This is a genomic window from Cognaticolwellia mytili (assembly GCF_002104475.1).
GTDB classification, from domain to species: domain Bacteria; phylum Pseudomonadota; class Gammaproteobacteria; order Enterobacterales; family Alteromonadaceae; genus Cognaticolwellia; species Cognaticolwellia mytili.
On the sequence record NZ_NBOF01000033.1, the window covers coordinates 1 to 315 of the forward strand.

1 protein-coding gene is annotated in these 315 nt (G+C 41.6%); it reads left to right on the forward strand.

Translation table 11 applies throughout. The features are described 5' to 3' along the window. On the forward strand, positions 1 to 276 hold a 276-nt coding region (locus B7C41_RS19950), incomplete at its 5' end, for a hypothetical protein (RefSeq protein WP_143764530.1). Between the last annotated feature and the right edge of the window lie 39 nt (positions 277 to 315).

Sequence of the window (315 nt, forward strand, 5' to 3'; positions counted from 1 at the left end):
GAGCAACCTGCTTTCGATAAGAAGCAGTTTGTCACCTTTATGAAACGCTATATCAAGAATCTAACACCCAAATTGGACGCGGAGAAGCAAAACTTGTTCAAGAAACATATCGAGTCTGCCACTAAATTTCTGCTTTCAAAGCTCAGCGACTTGCAATTCTTCGTGGGTGAAAGCATGCATGATGATGGAGGTTTGGTCTTCGCTTACTACAAGGAAGGTGCTACTGATCCAACTTTCTTATACTTTGCTTATGGACTAAAGGAGATCAAATGCTGAATGATTATCTTTCACCTCTCCTGTGTTGTTGTACGTCCC